We start from the raw sequence: 18,469 nt of genomic DNA on the forward strand, positions 1-18,469 counted from the left end.
AATAATATGGATATTTTACAAAGTTTGTCTAGCTCAAACTTAAATGGTTGGTGGTTATTACTTGGGTTAATAATGATTTCTCCGACCATTTATCGCTTGTCAGAAATTCTGACAACGAGGGTTATTGCACGCTTTTTTAAGCCAAAAAAAAATCTTGTGATTAAACATTTTCATGATGGCAAACTCGTGAGTACTACTATCTTAAAAGTCGATGTAAATGAGCCAATCATATTCAATCATAGTCCTGATAGTAGTGATAAGGATACAGATTGATGGATATAAAAAAATTATTAGAAAATCCAATGGTAGTATCTACCACAATATCTGGTATAGGAGCAGTCATTGTTGAAGCAACATTAGAAAGTCATCCTGTAGCAAAAAAAATTATTAGTGCTTTACTAGGGCCTATATCAATTTTAATAAGCTTTGCTATAGCTTGGGCTGTTTCAAAATGCGCAACATTTACATTAGAAGAACTCCAAGCCTTATCTATATTCGAACAACGTGAAAAAACAATTTTAGAGACTCTAGAAAAAAACCCTAAGCTCCTTACTAGTAAGACTAAAAAAGAATTAAGAAATGAATTAAACGAGATTGCTATTGCGAAAGCTAAAATTGGCAAAAAAAATACTACTGTTGAGTCCTTTAAAAAAACCTCTTAAACAGGCAAATCCACCACATCCACATCAGGCGCTTGGCCTGTAATCTTTCCCGTTCTCATGTCATAAAATACCATTTGGTTCACTTGGGCATTGCCTGTCAGAATGACAGGGTGCCCGTTTTGCGTGGTGGCTTGGTAAGTGCCAACGCTGATTTGGGTGCTGATGCGAGCCACTGAGAGCTGTTCAGCCTCAAACAAGGATTCAAATACCGATTTGATATTCATTTAAAAGCCTTTTAAACGTGTTTAAACATCCATGTAACGATCAATGGTTAAGGTCTGCCATAGTTCAATGGCACCTAAATTATTGGCCACACTGATGTCGATGCCAGTCACAATGCCTTTCCAATAACCATTGGGTTCGTTAAATTGCCAAATTTCACCTAAATTGGCTCGAGGAATGGCATAGCTTGGGTGGTAAGGCAGTTTGACTGTTTCTATTTTATGGATACCTGTTTCAGAGAGTTTGGTGATGCCTATGGCTTGATGTACGGCAATGTCAGTGTACAAAGCATGTACTTGAGCGGCAGCACGCAAGCCTCTGTCGCTGCCATCACGGTAAACGTCTGCGCCTTTGCCACTTTCATGTTCAGACCACACATAAATGCTGTTACAGCGTTTATTCACCCGTTTTTGACCACTGATGGACACAATCACACTGGCAGGAATGATGACATCGGCAGTGGTGTCCTGTAACTCCCAAGCAGGCACTTTAAAGCGTGGTCGGATATGGATTTGTGAGCTATTGGCATCAGCATGCACAAAGCCACCTGCTGCTTGAGCAATGTCCATCAATGCGTCCATTGGGGTTTTGTCAGTGAGGCTGTAACTGTTACTTGGTACCAACCAATCGACCATATTCCATTCAAGTGTGAATGGTAAAAATTCTATTTGTGCATCGGCAATTTGACGGGCATACAAATCGGATGTGATGGTACCACTGCGAGTACGTGCATAATCGTTGCCTAATTTGGCAGCTTCACTGCGTCCTGTAACCGTGTAAGTTTTTTGGCCAAACTCTCGGTTGTCAGAATAGTCTTCAGCCAAGAAAACAAAGCTTTCACCGTTAATATTGAGGGTGATTTTGGCTTCATTGCCGCGTTCACGCCTATCCATATTGATGATGGCAAAATCATCCACATACAAGCTGATACTGCCTTGCCAACAAAAACCATCCATGTCTGTCTTCAAAGAAGCATTTAAGACTTGGATATTGGTACCATCTACTGAGGCTGTAATGGTGTTTACCATGGTATAACTCTTCAAAATAGGGATGAAATCACGACGCTTACAAGCGAAAGTCAAAGGCAGCATCGATGCGTCATGCTTGACGCTGATTGCCTCAAAAGCCAATGGCAACCGCTTCGCATTCGGACGCTTGCCACACGGACAATCACATGGTTTGGTGGTGGGTTTTAGTGGTACCGGATAAAATTGAAGCGGCACGACTCTAGCTTGGTTGGTAATGGCTTTTTGACAATGTTTTATCTGTGTTGCGGGTGTGACCGTGCTGAGTACACTGCTTTGCCGCATCCAAACACGGTGGTTTAAACTGGCATTAAAGTGACTTAAAAAATAGACAGGTTTAATGCTGCTTACACCCATATTGGTAAACAGTGTTACAGGGCTGTTTCGCTGATATTGCTGTGTTATTAGTAAAGGGGTTTGGTTCGTGACCCATTCAAAACATTGCTCCACCCTTGTAAACACACTACTTTTATCAGCCAGTTGATGCCAGTAACGGTGCATAATTTGTACATTGGCTGCATACAAGCCACTGACATCCACCATTTGCACATTGACTGATTGAAAGTCTGTTTTAATAGCAGCACCATGGCTTTTACCGCTATGGTCTTTGACCAAATGCCGACCTGCTTGGGTTTGAAATATCCAATCTGCCGCAGGGATGGGCAATCTAGCCACTGGACCATCTTCAATTTCACCCAAACGGCGTAAGAATGCCAAAGGCAATTGCTGGCTTTGACGCTCTTGGATGCGTTTGGATAGCGGCAATGGCAATACCGCTTTATTATCAAAGCTATTCATTGCGATTGGCAGGCGTGATGTGGTCCCATGTTACAGGCTCATATTGCGCCTCATGGTCTACGGCCATCATCAAGTATTTTTGATTGCGATCGAGCATATCAAAGGCATAAGTGCCATCATCATTGGACCAAACAGCATCAATCAAATAAGGGGCCTTTTTGGCTTCACGAATGTAAAGAAAAATTTGGCGTTTATTTGGTATGCCTGCTACGGTGAGCAAACCTGGTGACTGACCACCTATGAATCCATCACCAGCATAAAATCTCCGTTTTATTCCAAGTAATCCTATATATTGTTTCATTTTTACCACTCACTAACATTAATAAAGTGAGAGCCACACCATGGATAATAAAATTGAATGACTGTTTGATTTGGTAAACCATTAATGTCTTGTATCTTCGAATAAATACCATTGTGGCTGATAGTGGTATCTGAAAATAAATAGCCTGGCAATATACCTGTTAAGCGCCATGTATTGTTATCAAATGAAAACAATTTAACAGGTTGAAATACTATGTAATCACCTTCAACCAAAGAAACTGTATTTACTGCCCGTGGACCAAATCCATACTCTTCGGTTTGTGTTCCTGAACCCAGTGTAATTTGTACACCATTTGGACCAAGGCCGCGTGAGTTGACTTTGCTCATAGAAGTCATTGCCACTGAAGTACTATAAGTTGTTGAACCTACCGCCAAAATTAAGGAGTGTTTTTTCAAATTATTAAAACCATGGTAATCACCAAAAAATGTAGACAAACAATTTAATGATTCCGCACTGACAATGACCAACCAACAACTTTTATCGTCTGCAATCACCACCCAACCTAGTGCTCCACTTACCAATGCTGCTGAGCGTTTTAAAATATAGCGTGTGTTTGATGTGTTAAATGGATTGATACCACCATTGTCATTCCAATTGTCATAGCCACTGATAGTTGTATAAGCACTGTTATTGTCAGTAAATTGATAACAGCATTGGTCAGACTCAATGTTGACTGAACGCACTACCAACTGATGATTGGTTTGATTTTCAAATACCAATTCCCAACCTGCTGAAGGCTTATCGCCATAGCCATTGATTAAACAGGCTTTTAATAAAGCATTCAATGAGCCTGCACTGGCAGTCAAAACAGGCGCACCTGCATCGGTACTTTGAAAAAACTTTGGAATACTCATTTTTTATCACCTTTTAAATATCAACGGTATTGCCACGCAAACAGCCTACAAAACCATCTTTTTCAGTTTGTTTGATGGCCGTCGGTTGAATGGCACGCAGTATCCAAATGGGCATAGGCGTGCTGTAAGTGTTGAAGCGAATGCAGTTTTGCGCTTCCCATCCGCCACCAAACGCTTGGCGGGGTAAGGTGAAATAAGGCTGTCCTGTGGCAGGATTGACAGGCGATAAGTCACTGACAATATCCGATTGCAAAATCAGACCAATGCTTTCACCGATGACTTGAAACTGTGATGCTGATGTAAAGCGCAACAACCAACGTTCAGTAATGGCACCTGCTGAAATCAAGGTCATTGGGTAGTCACGCACATTGAGCTTGGCCAAAATTTCATCACCAATGCGCTCATCTTTCCAAATATTGGTCCAAGCTTTCTGGCTAAATGGGGCAGAGGCACGTACCAACATGTCACCACCAATCAAGGCGCTAGAGACATACGTGTTTTGCGTGCCATAAGCACGATTGGTTGGAAATTGCAGCTTTAAACGACCATTGATATCGGCTGACATGACACGGTTTTCTTCTTCACGAATGGTATGTGCGATTAATGGCAAAGCATAAGCTGATAAATCCAATGGATTGCTCCATGTCAATGTGCCATTGTCTAAATTAATCGTGTATTTGTTGGCATCGACTTGCTGATTGTTGCTGTCTACCACTGCCACGCGATCAATGTCGGTACGACCCAAAGAAATGGTTTGATTGGCGGTGAACGTACTGCCTATCTCATGGCGCTCTTTGTTGCTGATGACAATCATGTCACCGCTTCTGAAAATAGGTACCCGACCATCAGGCGGCAAGCGAACGGCATCAATGCCAATGATGCTGCTGTCCAGTGGGATACTCGATTGAATGACGGTGTTATAGCGCACACTCTCAGGCGTAAAGCCAATGTCATTTTGTAATTCATACAAACCTGTCTTGGTGTCTATGGTGCCGGTAATGGCTCCACTAATGATGCCGTTTTCACCTGCCAAACCTGTGACCAAACCGTTTTGGCCATTGGCATAAACGGTAAAGCTTTGCGGTTTTACAGGAGCTGCCAATGTGTAACCATAGGTTTGTTTGCCCAACAAGCCGCCTACTGCATATACACCTGACAACACTTTTAAGGTCCCCAAGGTCAAACTTGGATTGCTGATAGACAAATCGCCATAGACCGACAAAGTACCTACTTCAATGCCATTGCCAGTTAAGTTGTTGATATTCTGATAAAGTCGACCTTGTCGCTCGTAAATTTTGATGCCATCGACTTCAAATACAAAGGAGTTGGGCACACACAAACAAGGCTGTGGCTTACCAGCTAAGATGTTGGTTGAATAATAGCTGATGCCTTGTGTCGTGAAATAAGGGCGAACAGCGTCTGATTGCAGTTTGTAGCAATAAGAATTGTTGCCTGCAATCGGTGTGACATCGCGTGCCACCACTTTGAATATGCCCCATTCGCCAATGCTCGATTGGTTCAAAACCGCTTCTGTGGCTTCCCAAGAAGGTGTGACGCAGTCTGCTTTGATGGCATTGAAAGGGACGATAAACAAACCGGTTGCATAGTCGATTGAAGAGCCTGCCAACAAACGACCATTCATCCACAGTTGACCATTGCCGTTGTCAGTAAACACCAATTTATTGCGCTCTTGTATTTCTGCAAAACCATTGCCCATCACGTTCCAAGCCTTAATGGCTTCGTGGTAATACAAATCAGCCACAATTTTGACGGTTCCGGCAATGCTGGCACCGATACTGCCCATTACTTGATTGGCGGTGGTTTCTAAGGTGAAAGGTGTTTTGACGTATTCGGCTATATAAGAGTCAAAGCTGATTTCCAAACTGCTGGCACTGCTGCCTGCATTCAAATAGATTTGTCCTGCCGCATAGTCTACCCGACCTGAAAAGACGCCTGACAACGCACCATGCCCATCATCGACTACCATGGCCGTTCCCGTGTTGATTTGCACACTACCTGGTTTAATAATGGGTTGTGGCACTTGTAATAAAGCCACTTCAGGAGACAAGGTTTGTAAAACCATGTTGCTGCCAATCTCTTTGTCATCGATGGTTTTGTAAAAATCAATCGGTGCCCATTGAATGACAATTTTGCTGCCCACATCCGGCTGAGCAGGCAAAGAAATGATGGCAGAGCCTGTACGGGCCACTGCACCACGTATTTTGCCTTCATGATCGCGCAAATTGTAGTCACCATGGTCTTTTAAGTCATACCATGTGCCTTGGCTCATGAAAGAAACCACCACAGAGCCATTGACGGGCTTGGGGTTCAATAAAGGTGCCCATTCCGTGCCTTGATTGGTGTCATCAATATTAATGACCGTTGAACAAACCGAATTGCTGACTTTGGCCGCAGGAATGGCTTGAATCACCGTATTAGAAGACAAAGTAGGCATGGCACGAATGACGGCATTTTCATAATCAATGGTCAACACATTGCTGCCATCAATCAATTGGCCTTGGGCATTGTCTTCATAATTGGCATATTCCACACTGCCAGGCAAAACCGATTGATTCAAATACAAATCACCGGCACTGCGGGCGCCTGTAAACACCGCTTGTTTTTGTCCTGTTTGTACCCAATAAGCTGATTTGCTTGGATATTGGTCAACATAAGCCGTTTCAATCGAGCTGGTTGGTACGATTTTTTCAAAAATATCATCGACTTTTAAGCTCGCTGAGCCTGCTGGCAAAGCCTCATCTAATGGACGACAGCCATAATATTTGGCAGTGTCCGCCACTTGGGTTTCTAAAATTTTGGTCGGTGAGTTGGCATAGCCTTTGTTGCTTGGATAATCCACACCATTGAAATCACGGTTTAAGGCATTAGAGGTTTCCATTTTGATGACTCTGCGCTGAAATTCAGCACCATTGGCATCTTCAAAAGTACGTACTTCATGTGTCATGCTCAGAATGCGGAAATATTCTTGAATCAAATTGGTAGACGATTGCTGAAAAGAGAGGCAATAACGCTGTCCAATCAAAGGCAAAGGGGCTTCTACTCGTTGGTATGCTTGAATGATGCGTGAACCTGCAATCTGTCTGCCCAACAAAGTCATGCGTCCTTCAATCGTTGGCACTGAATAGGCTTCAATTCTTGGCATGATTTCACGGCGAATTTCACCGTATTTGGTTGCTTTGAATGCCAAATACGACACATTTTGAGCAAATGGCGGCTCAGTGATGACAAAGTGCGCACCGTATAAAGGTTCTGCATCATTGCGTAAGACACCGGGATAAACCAAACGGGCATCGAATGCGCCCATGGTACGGTCAACATCAGAAATAGGGGTAAAAAGTTCGTTGTCCATGCCTGTCAAAGGTGTGCCCATCATCAAACCACCACCATCATCGGTGTCGGTTAAACGCTCGGATGGATAAATTTTAAGGTCTTGTTGGGTCAAGCGAGTGGTTTGTGTCATGGTTTTTCCATTAAGTTATTTATTACTGATGCATATAAAAAACTTTAGAGGTGTGATAACTTCTTTGAATCTTGATTAAAAGGGTTAAACTATGGATAAAAATGAATTTCGCTCTAAAATGAATGATTTGGTACAGTCCATCCATTTAAAAGTTGAAGCAGATGAGCAATTTTTAGCCATTTTTTTAGGCAAATATGTCTTACATGCACTTCAAACCAAATCCCAAATATCTTGTCCTGATTTAAAAGCTTGGATTAATGCCTCGTTGGAGGACAGTGCTTCTAACTTCTCTGCATCACAATCGAAGCTTTTAAGAAATGTGGCAGAATCCATAGACATGCCTAATGCCACTAACAGCTCCATCCAATCTGAAGCGGACAATTGATTGGTTGCCGTATTTAAGATTTCTAAAAAATAACTTTGCACAAATGCCTCATTGCTTTGATCTAAGTTTTCTTCGTCATCAAAGCGTTGCTTGATTGCTTGAAAAACAGCAAGTGCTTTTATGGTGGGCAAAATCATCATGGAAACATCCTTGCTGAAGTGAATAATGAGTAGGTTTCAGTATAGAAAAAGACACCATGGCTGGTGTCTTGAGGGATGTCAGTACGTTAAACGGGTTTTAAAACAGTTTTTAAAATCGGTTTAAAGCCGATTTACAGCGTCATTAATTGAATGGCCATTGTGTATCTGTCGGAATTGGCTTCTGGTGTCACATACCGAACTGGCTCGACTTGATTCAAAGCACCGTCATGATAACGGAAGCCTACTGTAAAACTGCGCCCATCATAATGGGTCAAAGTCATTTTCAGACCTGCCACATCCGTCCATGAGCGCAACGCTTCGACTTTTTGCCGTGTTGCCCAAACCCAATCACCCGTCAAAGTAATAGGGCGTCCTGCTAACTTGGTGCCTTGTTGTACCAATACCGCACCTGATAAAGAATGTATTGGCTGTGTTTGTGCCACTGCTGACCAGGCAAATTCATCATTCCACAGCATATCTTGGTCAAATTCCAAAATTTCATTGTTGTCATTGCGTCTTAAATGCCAATTGGCCATCATCGTCCTCCTCGTTTCAATTCGTTTTGAATCTGTGTGACCAACTGTTTAAGGGCTTCATCAATCACCCGTTGGTCACGCCCATTCATTGCCGCTTGCAAAGCTGCGGTGATTTGTTGTGCACCATTGGCAATGGAATCAGTAGAAATCTGTGCTTCGCCTACTCTGATTTCCACGCTTTGGTTCGATTGTTCTTGCAAAATTTGTTGTTCTGCGGTCAAACGTTCTGTTTCAGCTTGCTGTTGAGCACGTTCCTTCTCTAATTGGGCTTGGCGTTGCTTTTCAGAATAAATCTGCTTTTGCAGCTTAATGGCATCTCGATAATCGCCAATGGCTTGACTGTTTTGGGCGGTTTCCGCTTCTTGTAGTTTGGCATTCAGTTCACGCAGCTTGGCTTGCTGTTCCAAAGCATCGCGTTTAGATTCATCGCCTTGCAAAGATGCCAATTCAGCCTCTAGTTCGGCACGTGTACCTTCTGCCTCATCACGTAAGGACTGGATTTTTTGGCGGGCTTGGTCAATCGCATTATTCAAATTTTCTAATGTGGTACTGTCCAACTTGCCCATATTGACGGTGGTGGTGGCTGTTGCTTCTGCCAAATCTTTTTGATTGACAGTACCTTCCTCAATTTTTTGATTTAATAACGCAGTGGCATCTTGTGCTCGTTTGACTTGTTGTACATAAACATCGACCAAGCGATTGTATTCTTTGAAGAATTTTCGCACATCCGTACCATTAAACAAGTCCATTCGGTCACGGACGGCATCTATCATGTTTTTGTATGCCTCGGCATTGTTGATGACGTTACGGTCAAACATAGCATACGTAATGGCTTTGTATGATGAGGCAGAGGAGGTGGCTTGATCGGTGGCGGTTTTAATCCCTTCTGTTGCATCGGCTTGTTGTTTCAAACTTTCTGTGGTCTGTTGGGTAGCAGCTTGTTGAGCAGCATTGGATGCAGCCACATCAGAGGCCAATTGCAAGCTGGCACGACCTGCATTGTCTATCGACACCTCATAGCCATAGATGGCAGCTTGATTGCGTACCCATGTTTGATGTTGTATGTCACCGGATGCCAAGGACGCATCAGCCGCTTGTTTGAAACCTTCTTTCAAACTTTCTGTGGATGCTTCCCCCGAATTTTTAACATTTTCAAAAGCGGCCTGTAAGTCTTTGGCTGCCAAGCCCATCGCCGCCTTGGTTTGAAGACCCAATTTTTGAAATGCTTGATTGACTGGATTCAAAGTGTTTTTAATGTCGTTCAAACGCATATTGGCATTGATTAAGCCTTGTTCTACATCCCGTACCGACATGGCACCGGTTTGTCCAAACTCTTTGATTTTGGCTTTGGCCAAGTCAATGTCAGCTTCGCTTTTGGCTGCTTGTAACAAGGCATCGACTGCACCACGTACCACCACGCCTGCATTGGCACCACTGGCTTTCAAATCATCAAAGCCTATTTTGAGCTTTTCGGCATTCGCAGCCGCTTGCAGCATGGTGACAGACGGCGTGCTCATTGCCGTGTTGATGTCCACGCCCAAAGTCTGAGCGGCAGCTTTGGCACCAATCAAAGCCTCTGAAATATTGGTAGCATTGGCAGTGGTGTTTTGAAAAGCCAAATCTATTGGCGTTAAGGTGTTTTTAAGGTCTTGTAGTTTGAGTTCTGCCTGAATCAAGCCTTTTTCTACGTCCAATGCAGACATGGCACCGGATTCGCCAAACTCCCGCCATTTTTGTTTGACTGCCTCGATGTCAGCAGGATTGCCTGCTGTTTCTAGCATCTTTCCCATGGCTTCACGCACCAACCAACTGGCATTGGTACCAGAGGCTTCTAATTCATGAAAGCCTGTTTGTAATTTGACAATCTTTTCAGTGACCAAATCTAGGGCAGGATTCACATCACTGGCAGCACCTCGCAGATTCAAACCCAAACCCAAAGCCGCACCTTTGGCATCTGCCAAAGCCTCTGAAACCTGTTTCAGTTGTGCGGTTGTGGTTTGGGATGCCAAACCTGCTTGGCGCATCGGTTCGGTGATTTTGGTGACTTCCTCAGCCGTACCGCCAATTTTTTGATGTGCCTCAGTCCAATCTTGTTCAGCTCTGACAGCAGCGACCCTTGCCGCATTCGCTGCCTTTTGAGCTTCTGCGGCTTGTTTGGCGGCGGTTTCTTCGGCATCCGTACCAATGGCAGCATTGGCTTGATGCTGTGCTTCTTGGGCAGATTTAGCGGCTGCTATGGCTTCATTTGCTGCTTGCTGATAAGCGGCTTTGGATTCACGTTCTAGGCGCTTAAAACGTTCGCTTTGGGTTTCTGTCATGCGTCTGGCTGCTTCTGAAGCTTTGGACTCAAAAGCCAAGGCAGATTCTTGTGCTTTACCAAAGTGTTTTTGTGCATCAGCCTCTAATTTTTGAGCAGTTTCAGAGAAGTTTTTAGATAAATCACCAAAAGTGATGAGTGCCAAGCCGCGCGCAATCTGTGCAAAACGCTTTGAAGCAACACCTGCCAATATTTCAATGCTGATTTTGACCACTTCAATACCATCTCTAAATGCGCCAATCAACACATTGCCACCCTCCACACTGGCTCTCATCAAACTGAATTCAGCCTCAGAAGCACCTCCTAAACCTGTAAATGCATTGATTGTATTGTCTATTTGCTCCGTTACCGTAGAAAATACTTCATAGATTCCTAAAGCCAGCTCTTTGATGCCTTCATAAGCACTGACAACCTTATCTTGATAACTTCCCGTTAATGGGGAGGCTGCCATCTGCGTTTCCAACCAGCGCATGGCCTCACCAATGTCTTGCATGACGGTGATGGCAGCATCAGCCATGCCGCCTTGACCCAGGCTGTTTAACATCTCGTTAAATTGGTTTTTAAGCAGGTTGATTTGACCATTTAGAGTGGCTGCATTGCCTGCGGCTTCTCCTGCAAACACTTGTTCTAATGCAGCGCCAAACTTGGGCAAAAAGTCCTCTGCACTGATACCTGCTTCTACCATTTGCTCCAATTCAGCTGTGGTGACACCCATAGATTTAGCGGCAATACCCATGGCAGGAGTCAAGCGCTCACCAATTTGACCACGTAGCTCTTCCATTGAGACTTTGCCTTTACCCGCAACTTGGCTTAATGCTAAGAAGACACCATTGGTCTCATCTGCGCTCAAGTTCATAGCGGCAGCAGCCGTGGCCACACCCTCAAATGTCTGCTTGGTTTCCTCTTGGGTCATGTTCAAGTCTTTGGTAGCAGAAGCAAGTTGCACAAAGCCATTTGCGGCTCCCATCATCTCTAAACCCAATTGATTGGCCACATTTTTCACATACTCAAACTGATGTCCACCTTCTTCTACACCGTCGAATGCATAATTGAAGCGTTTTTGGATGGCTTCAAACTCTTGGGTTTTTTGCAATACCGACTGAATGCTGTTTCTTAGCATGTCAAAACCAATGGTCACACCTGCAATGGCCATGGCTTGCTTGCCAATGTTTCGGATAGATGCGGCAATCGGATTCAAGCTGCTTGGTACTTGATCACCTGTACTTCTGAGTCGTGCCAAGCGCTGTCGATACAGCTCAGTGGCTCTTGCCAACTCCTCATTGGTCAAAGTGCCACTATCACGCAAACGCTCGTATGATTCAGTCAATTGTGCAATTTCACGAGCGGCTTGGTCGTCTACATCCAAACCAAGGCGTACACGATCAGAGGCTACGATACGCAAACGTTCGGCTTCACCATTCAAATTGGCTAAACTTCGTTGGTATGACTCCGTTGCTCTTGCCAACTCTTCATTGGTTAAAGTACCACCATCACGCAAACGCTCGTATGATTCAGTCAATTGTGCAATTTCACGAGCAGCTCGGTCATCCACATCCAAACCAAGGAGTACACGGTCGGTTGCCACTTGATGCAATCGTTCTGCTTCAGCCGTCAACGCAGTCAATTCAGCTTGTGCTTGAGCTGCTTGGGCTGTTAACTGTCCATACTGAGTACCAAGATTGGCAGTCGATAGCCCTGCTTGTGTCATTGCATTGCGATTTTGCTGTAATTGTTGTTGCAACTGTCGATGTTGTGCTTGAAGACTTTGAGCAGCTTTTTTAGCCTCTTCAAACTGAGCTGATAGTTCTGGAGAAGGGTTTTGCCGCATCTGAGTGGCCAAGGTATTCACTTGTTGTTGGGCTTGATGGAACGCTGAGCCAACTTGATTGGTTTGTGCTTTGAGTTCACGAAATTGTGTAATCAAAGCTTTTTTATTGGCCAATTCATTGAAAGTAGATGAAAGCGCTTGTGAGCGTTGGCGTAAATCAGAAGCATCACCGCCCAAGCCTTCAATCTCATTCGATAAGCGCTGAATATTATTAATGCCTGCAACTTCTGCGCTGATTTCAATACCTGCCTGAATATTATTTGCCATGCTCACACCAACAATGTTCCGATAATGGCAGTATTATTCGGTTTTAGAGGGGGAGTTAGTGGCTTGTTGAATGTCAGTGCATCTACACATTTTGCTTTAAAAACAAAGCAACTTTGAATAATGATTTATCATATGTGGTGAAATTTTAAAAACATGGATAGAAATCATGATTAATTTATATGAATTACTAAATATCAAACCATCATCAAATCAAAGCCAAATTCAACAAGCATTAAACAGAGCGGCTGAAAAAAGATTGCTTTCAATAGAACAATTGCAAAAAGTAAAAAACGTTTTATTGAATGAAGATAAACGCTCTCAATATGATGCTGCTTTATTTGTTGCATATCCTGACTTAAAAATTCAGGTCGAAACAGAATTACAGGCTCACAATGATTTGTTAGAAAAACAGCAGTTGGCACGTCAAAAAGAACAAGATAAAAAAGAGCGCATCAAAAAAGTAAAGTCAGTTGTGAACAGTGGTTTGCAGCAGGTGCAGCAGGTTGCTGAACAGATGAATGAAAAGAAAACGCTTGAAAAAACATACAAGCGTTCTAAAGAATACAAACTACAAAAGCTCAAAACCCAATTACAGGACAAAAATATGGTGTCCTGTAATAAATGTGGAGAAATAGGTAGACCCGTAATCAGAGGAAATATATTGATTACATTCATTTTACTTTTATGCTTCATTGTGCCTGGTATTATTTATATGATTTGGCGTCGAGGTGGGAAAGTGTGTTCTAGGTGTAAAAGCAATGACGTGGTTTACACTGCTAGTGTGCAATTTCAGCAACAATTCAATCAAAAAATAGCAGAAACTATATGCCCATTTTGCAGTGAAACCATTTTAAAAAATGCGATTAAGTGCAAGCATTGTCAAAGCAATCTTACTTAAGTACAAAAAAAGCGTCCTGTATTTTTACAGGACGCTTTCATCTAAACCAATCGCTTAATTGGTTTCTGTGAACGAGTAGGGTGCATTGCTGCCTGATTTGATGACATTGCCTGAAAAAGACGACTCGGCAAACTCATCACTGAACCAATCAATTTCAGAATCAGCGCCCACAGACATGTGTGGAATGTGCAAAATACCGGTTTTGCCTGTGACACGGTTTTCACCGACAACACGCACTTCCAAGTCCCAAGAAGCCACTGTACCAGCATCAATTTTGAAACCTTGTTTGTCTTGGGTTTTGAACGATACTTTGATTGCAGAACCTTCAGCGACAGTCGAACTGGCTTCTAAAATCATAATCATGCCCAAATCAGCATTAATCTGATAAGCCGTTTCATCAACATTGGCATCAGCACTGTTTTTGACTGTCACGTCTTCAATCGCTGTTTTACCCAATGAATACCATTGGCCTTTTTTGCCAATCGTCACCAATTGATCGGCAATGGTTTCAGCCGCCTGAGTAAACACACTGTCTTGACCCATCAAAGCCAAAGCCAAGTTTTGGCGGTCAAAGGTATCGCTTTTCAAAGTCACGGTGGTCGGTTGCGGTGTCACCACGCTGTCTAAAGCCTGACCAACGCTAGTGCGCTGCTTGCTGACGCGGGTTTTGGTTTCCGATTCAGACTTCAAGGCCAAACTGGTCACATTGCCCACATCCACAAAACCTGAATCGGCAATATTGCGATTGCGGATAAACGTTTGACCTACAAAAATCAAACCATTGTCTTCTTGTCGTGCCATGATTGGCTCCTATTTAAAAAAGATTTAAAACTGTTTTAAAACACTGTTAATTCAAGATTGTGGCCACAGATGTCACAAAACTCAGTGGATACAAAGCAAAACCATCGTTGTATTCAATCGGTGGCGCTTGTACCTCTGTAAAAGGCTTAACCACCAAACTCGGTACATCAAAGCCTTGAAAGGCTTTTTTAATGGCGGTTAAAACTGCGCCTACTTCGTATAGATTGGATTTACCACCTTCGACATAGCGGGAACAATAAGCAAACGTAAAATTCAGTTCGCTGACTTGGTTTTTGCCTTTGCTTGCACTGTCGGTCGGTGTATGGCCTCCAAAAATCACATACACCGCACCGTGCAAGGGGGACATTTGACGCTTTTCACGCACGCCCGCCATCAAAACTGCCAACTCACCTGCTTCTTTTACTGCCTTCACACCTTCTATCGTGGCCAAACGTTCTAAAATCGTCGGATACACAGCCAACATGTTGTCGTGCATTTGCATGTCAATTTCCAATCAAACCGTTTAACCAATCGTCCAATAAATCTGCAACATCCTCATAATCGTGCTTGGATAAGCCCAAAAATGGTCGAGCAGGCATGTTTTGAGTGCCTTCTTGATGAAAGCGGGCATATGCCATATTCGAGCCGACTATCACGCTGCGTGCTGATGCAGCATGAGTAATGCTGCGCATCAACATGCCGCGATTGACCAATAAAGAACCTCGGACTCCGCCTTTTTTATTGCGTTTTGCACGCAAAGTACTTTCAGACAATGCTGCCCATTTTTGGCCACTGGCATCTTTTTTCTGATTGGATATGCGCAAACGGGTACTGCTTTCCAAAATCCCACCAACGGCTGACATCACCGGCTTTAAATCAGACATCTGCTTTGACAAATTCGTCAAACGCTCACTGATGGGGGTCAAATCTGCGGTAATGATCAGACGCATGGCTATAAATCCACAAAACTTGCCCAAGTATCAGGCTGATTCGGCAATACCGAACACTGTGATGGATTGGTCGTGGTGGGTGTGGCAGTGGCATCTAACATCTGTGGATTGCGCACCACATCACGCAACCAAGTCACTGCTTGCTTGTAGCGGTCTTCGATGATTTGAGTCACCGCATCGTCATACAAGTAATAACGGGCAATGTCACAAACTTTGATGACCAAGACTTTGGGCATGGGTGTTGCCAAAACCAAAGCAGCGGCCTGTAAATAGGCGTTTGCTTCGGCTTCAGCATCAGCCATTGCACGATTCAAGACCACGTCATTGATTTGTTCATAACGCTCACGATCGGTACGCTCAATCAATTCACGTTCGCCAAAGCGGTCTAACATGTCTTGCTTCGTGATGATGGCCATAATTACACTGTCACCGTTGCAAGCAAATCAGGGCGCAAAACTAAAGGCAAGGCATTGGATTGAGCATGCAAAGACCAACCTTTGTCATGCTGTAATTTCTCACGGCTAGCGTAATACGCCAAAGCCTTGGTATTGACCGCAGAAGACATGTCAGCAGGCGCGAAATACTCAGCAAAGGCTTTACGCGTACCCAATGGCAAGATGATCCTTTGTTGGTTGCAATGTCTGCATCAGTGCCAAACTCACCATCGTACTGAATGAATTGCACACCATTGTGTTCAAAGCTGATGTGGTTCAAAGAGCCTTCACGATAAGTCGCACCGTCACGATAACGTTCATACAAGGCTTTAATAGAGTCATGGTATTTCAACTTTTCCATGAATTCGGCACCGCACAAACACACCCATTTACTGACCATTTCACCTTTGAGCTTTTTGCGCAAAGCAGTGATGGTTTGGTCAATCTTGCCACCGACTTTGGTGCCATCATTGCCCAAAGCCCACGATTGTGGGGTACGAGTCAAGCCAAACTCCGCATTCAAATCAAACAAGACATCGCCATTGGCATCCAAAATCAAGCCTTGCAACGCACCCAACGCCAAATGCTCACGTGTGTATTCAAGGTCAGATTTCATGTCTGCCAATTTGTCATTGACCGTTGACTCCACTGTTTGCGCTTGCGTGGTGCCAAAACCACGGATGTTTTGGACATCTTCTGCCAAAACCACATCATCTTTAGGCAAATGGGGAATTTTGAAAGACTTCATTTTGCGTGTGCGGCTGATTGATGGATCACCTTGGCTGCCACGCTCTTTGGATTGAACCAAATTCAATTGGCCTTCTTGTTCTTCCACATTCACATAAGTGGTACTCAAATACACCGGCTTGAACAATTGCAAATCGCGGATTTGGGTTGGGGTGACTGGCAAAGCATTCACAGCTTCAGTCATCGCTTGCACGCCAAAGCGTGCGTCATTACTCAAAGGCATGGTTGTATCCTTATTTCAGTTAGGCTTTAGGTGTGCCGACATACACAATGCCGAACGAATCACCTTGTTCAATCAAATCATCCACGTCTTTGGGCGCTTGTTCTGTCGAACCCAAAGCAGTGGCAATGGCCGCTTCGCTGACGTGATCCAAATTGATGATGCAGTTGTGAGGCTGAACCACCACTTTGCCATCTGCTTCATCGGTCAAAGCCACCAATGGCTTGGTACGCAAGGGATAATCCACCAATGCACCAGCTTTGGTGTTTGCGGGTGCGGTGACCGACACACGGGTCAAAGGCGTGGCTTCGTATTTCAAAATATCGCCAATACCAATGCCCAAAGTGGCAGGATTGGTTTTGGTTACATAGCTAGACATAGTTGGCTCCTTTGTTGTGGCGGGCTGCTGCATCGGCAGCCAAACCTGACAGCTTGCCGTCTTGAGGCGTTGGCTGTGGTGGTTGGTGCAAGTCATGTAGCAAAGCGTGTGGAATGCTCGGTTTGGCGTCAGAAGGCTTCAAATCGGCAATCATCGCTTTGGCATCATCCGCTTTGGCTGACAGCAATGCGCCATAAGTCGCTTGTGACACACCGGTAAAACCTTTGCCATCTTCTGCACGCTTAAAGCCTGCTGCTGACAATTGCGCGTCCACCGATGCTTCTTGCGCTGCTTTTTCAGCTTCGGCTTTTTCAGCTTCAAGCGTCTTGACTTTGGCTTCTGCATCGGTATTGGCTTGTTTCAAAGCCTCTACATCTGCTTTTAGTTGATTAAAAGCCTCTTGTTCTTCTTGCGTCATTGCCTCATCCTTTTTAGGTTGGTTTAAATCAGACAGTGCTTTGGCACTGGTATTGGCATCGACCCCCACAGCCGTAAATGAAACCTCTCGCACGACACAATCCCGCCAAATTTCCACAGGACCCACCACTTGATGGCCATTGACGGCCAGTTTTGAACCGGCTTTCACTAGCTCCATCCGTCCCGCTTGCACATACACCGACATTTCCCAGGGAAAGCCTTCATCTGAGTCTTTGGCGATGGCTGAGCCATGTTCATTGCTGAGCAAATGGCCATTGACGCGCAAACCTTGCTCATCAATCGTGATTTGAGCCGCGCCCGCAGGGTGCACATGCTCATGCAAAATAGCAGTGGTGGATTTGAATGTGATGTTGTCAAAATCAATGACAACCGTTTTATCAAAATAATTGAATGGGCGGCCTGAATTGCCAATGCCTGAGAACTTGCGCAATTCATCAGGTTTGGCAGATTGAAAATCCACATTGATGCCACTAGAGAGCTTGGCACCAAGTTTCGGAGATGGGGGGGTGGGGGTTTTCGTATTCATGCCCCATTGTGCAGGGAATGGTTATATGGCGTGTCTTGGTGCGTGTCAGTACGTTTTTAGAAGACCAAGACACTTTTTGACAAGATGCCCAAACTGAATACCCCATTAAATGCCCATTAAATTCACTCAGGATGCAAAGTATAGGGCTTGGGTAGGCTTGGGTATTGATTTGGGTTTTAAAGCCCTCTACGGGCTTCTGTGAGCGTTTTTGAATAAGCATTAAAAAAGCCCTTGATGGG

The 18,469-nt window shown here is 44.2% G+C and carries 18 protein-coding genes and 1 pseudogene; 3 read left to right on the top strand and 16 right to left on the bottom strand.

Annotated elements, in window-relative coordinates; genetic code table 11:
* The first annotated feature begins 6 nt into the window (after window positions 1-6).
* Both H150_RS0104070 and H150_RS0104075 read left to right on the top strand, forming a co-directional pair.
* A complete protein-coding gene (locus H150_RS0104070) occupies window positions 7-273 on the top strand; it encodes a hypothetical protein (RefSeq protein ID WP_019957777.1) in 267 nt (88 codons plus the stop codon).
* Complete coding sequence (locus H150_RS0104075) at window positions 273-662, top strand: hypothetical protein (RefSeq protein ID WP_019957778.1); 390 nt, start codon at window positions 273-275, stop codon at window positions 660-662. Before H150_RS0104070 ends, H150_RS0104075 begins: the two co-directional genes overlap by 1 nt.
* Here the strand turns inward: H150_RS0104075 and H150_RS0104080 are convergent.
* The 8 genes from H150_RS0104080 to H150_RS0104120 all read right to left on the bottom strand — a co-directional run bounded on the left by H150_RS0104080 (window position 659) and on the right by H150_RS0104120 (window position 12,837).
* The gene (locus tag H150_RS0104080; RefSeq protein WP_019957779.1) at window positions 659-886 is read right to left on the bottom strand and encodes a hypothetical protein; all 228 of its coding nucleotides are present in this window, start codon (window positions 884-886) and stop codon (window positions 659-661) included. The genes H150_RS0104075 and H150_RS0104080 overlap by 4 nt on opposite strands.
* A 21-nt stretch (window positions 887-907) precedes the next feature.
* Window positions 908-2,707, bottom strand: coding sequence for a hypothetical protein (locus H150_RS14700; RefSeq protein ID WP_019957780.1), 1,800 nt, complete (start codon window positions 2,705-2,707; stop codon window positions 908-910).
* A complete protein-coding gene (locus tag H150_RS0104090) occupies window positions 2,700-3,008 on the bottom strand; it encodes a hypothetical protein (protein WP_155970396.1) in 309 nt (102 codons plus the stop codon). The genes H150_RS14700 and H150_RS0104090 overlap by 8 nt, the downstream gene beginning before the upstream one ends.
* 2 nt (window positions 3,009-3,010) lie before the next feature.
* Window positions 3,011-3,883: a hypothetical protein gene (locus H150_RS0104095; RefSeq protein ID WP_019957782.1), complete on the bottom strand. Its 873-nt coding sequence runs from the start codon at window positions 3,881-3,883 to the stop codon at window positions 3,011-3,013.
* Window positions 3,884-3,896: 13 nt separating this feature from the next.
* The gene (locus H150_RS14705) at window positions 3,897-7,364 is read right to left on the bottom strand and encodes a hypothetical protein (protein WP_019957783.1); all 3,468 of its coding nucleotides are present in this window, start codon (window positions 7,362-7,364) and stop codon (window positions 3,897-3,899) included.
* A gap of 210 nt (window positions 7,365-7,574) precedes the next feature.
* On the bottom strand, window positions 7,575-7,889 hold the full coding sequence (locus H150_RS0104110) for a hypothetical protein (protein WP_019957784.1): 315 nt from the start codon (window positions 7,887-7,889) through the stop codon (window positions 7,575-7,577).
* Window positions 7,890-8,020: 131 nt separating this feature from the next.
* Window positions 8,021-8,425 (bottom strand): hypothetical protein, encoded by a 405-nt coding sequence (locus H150_RS0104115; protein WP_019957785.1) that lies wholly within the window; start codon window positions 8,423-8,425, stop codon window positions 8,021-8,023.
* A complete protein-coding gene (locus H150_RS0104120; RefSeq protein WP_019957786.1) occupies window positions 8,425-12,837 on the bottom strand; it encodes a tape measure protein in 4,413 nt (1,470 codons plus the stop codon). Before H150_RS0104120 ends, H150_RS0104115 begins: the two co-directional genes overlap by 1 nt.
* A gap of 166 nt (window positions 12,838-13,003) precedes the next feature.
* Here H150_RS0104120 and H150_RS14710 point away from each other — a divergent pair, with 166 nt between their 5' ends.
* Window positions 13,004-13,735, top strand: a complete 732-nt coding sequence (locus H150_RS14710) for a J domain-containing protein (protein WP_019957787.1) — start codon at window positions 13,004-13,006, stop codon at window positions 13,733-13,735.
* A gap of 54 nt (window positions 13,736-13,789) precedes the next feature.
* On the opposite strand, the gene H150_RS0104130 is transcribed toward H150_RS14710, so the two are convergent.
* From H150_RS0104130 to H150_RS0104160, 8 genes and pseudogenes are all read right to left on the bottom strand, one after another.
* Entirely contained in the window at window positions 13,790-14,536 is a 747-nt protein-coding gene (locus H150_RS0104130) for a phage tail tube protein (RefSeq protein WP_019957788.1), read from the bottom strand.
* A 46-nt stretch (window positions 14,537-14,582) separates the two neighbouring features.
* Window positions 14,583-15,038 (bottom strand): phage tail terminator protein, encoded by a 456-nt coding sequence (locus H150_RS0104135; protein WP_019957789.1) that lies wholly within the window; start codon window positions 15,036-15,038, stop codon window positions 14,583-14,585.
* 1 nt (window position 15,039) lies between these two features.
* The gene (locus H150_RS0104140) at window positions 15,040-15,486 is read right to left on the bottom strand and encodes a phage virion morphogenesis protein (RefSeq protein WP_019957790.1); all 447 of its coding nucleotides are present in this window, start codon (window positions 15,484-15,486) and stop codon (window positions 15,040-15,042) included.
* Window positions 15,487-15,488: 2 nt separating this feature from the next.
* Window positions 15,489-15,902 carry a gp436 family protein gene (locus tag H150_RS0104145; RefSeq protein ID WP_019957791.1) on the bottom strand — a complete coding sequence of 138 codons (414 nt, stop codon included), beginning with the start codon at window positions 15,900-15,902 and terminating at the stop codon, window positions 15,489-15,491.
* Window positions 15,903-15,904: 2 nt separating this feature from the next.
* Window positions 15,905-16,051, bottom strand: a complete 147-nt coding sequence (locus H150_RS15375; protein WP_280520944.1) for a major capsid protein — start codon at window positions 16,049-16,051, stop codon at window positions 15,905-15,907.
* A gap of 140 nt (window positions 16,052-16,191) precedes the next feature.
* Window positions 16,192-16,890, bottom strand: a pseudogene (locus H150_RS13695) (major capsid protein); the annotation flags it as partial.
* A 19-nt stretch (window positions 16,891-16,909) separates the two neighbouring features.
* Complete coding sequence (locus H150_RS0104155; protein ID WP_019957792.1) at window positions 16,910-17,266, bottom strand: hypothetical protein; 357 nt, start codon at window positions 17,264-17,266, stop codon at window positions 16,910-16,912.
* Complete coding sequence (locus tag H150_RS0104160; RefSeq protein ID WP_026353460.1) at window positions 17,259-18,230, bottom strand: hypothetical protein; 972 nt, start codon at window positions 18,228-18,230, stop codon at window positions 17,259-17,261. Before H150_RS0104160 ends, H150_RS0104155 begins: the two co-directional genes overlap by 8 nt.
* Window positions 18,231-18,469: the final 239 nt, after the last annotated feature.

The sequence above is a fragment of the Vitreoscilla stercoraria DSM 513 genome (genome assembly GCF_000382305.1).
GTDB classification, from domain to species: Bacteria; Pseudomonadota; Gammaproteobacteria; order Burkholderiales; family Neisseriaceae; genus Vitreoscilla; species Vitreoscilla stercoraria.